General features: G+C 44.5%; 1 protein-coding gene. It reads left to right on the top strand.

Features of this window, described 5'->3' with window-relative positions:
- On the top strand, positions 1-672 hold a 672-nt coding region (locus BM613_RS14645), incomplete at both ends, for a DUF4055 domain-containing protein (RefSeq protein WP_146192863.1).

Here is a 672-nt window from a genome sequence, read left to right as displayed (position 1 = left end):
GCCGTACATTGCGGTATACGAGGCGTTAAGTATACGAAACTGGGACGACGGTGAAGATGATCTTGGTTCACTTAACCTTAATTTAGTTGTCCTGGATGAGTCCAAAGAAGTAATGGACAAGACTTCATTTGATTGGACTTATAAAGTTCAATATCGAGTTCTTGTTCTTGGAAGCGCCAACGTAGATGAACCATCAGATAGCGGTTACGTGTATGGGCAGTACATGACAGAACTGGTTCCTGGTGAAGATGACGAACCAGAAGAGGTGAGCTCTGACGTTGTAGTCCCTCAATATAAAGGCACTCCGCTTGAGCAGATACCTTTCGTGTTTTGTAACGCTATGGACTTAGTCCCAGAACCAGATAAACCACCGCTACTTGCATTAGCAAACAGATGTATTTCTATTTATCAGGGTGAAGCTGATTATCGACAGGCTTTGTTTATGCAGAGCCAGGATACGCTGGTTGTTCGTGGTGGTATTACGAATAGTGATGCGATTGACGATAAAGCTCCTGTTCGTGTTGGTGCTGGTGCTCGTATTGATGTATCTCCGGATGGTGATGCCAAATATATTGGTACTAATTCACAAGGTTTACCGGAGCAACGTAAAGCACTTGAAGCTGACCATAAAGACGCTCAGAACCGTTCCGGGCATTTAACCAGTGCGGAAAG

It is taken from the genome of Sulfoacidibacillus thermotolerans (assembly GCF_003144315.1).
GTDB classification, from domain to species: Bacteria; Bacillota; Bacilli; order Alicyclobacillales; family SLC66; genus Sulfoacidibacillus; species Sulfoacidibacillus thermotolerans.
This window is presented reverse-complemented; position numbering and strand designations above follow the sequence as displayed.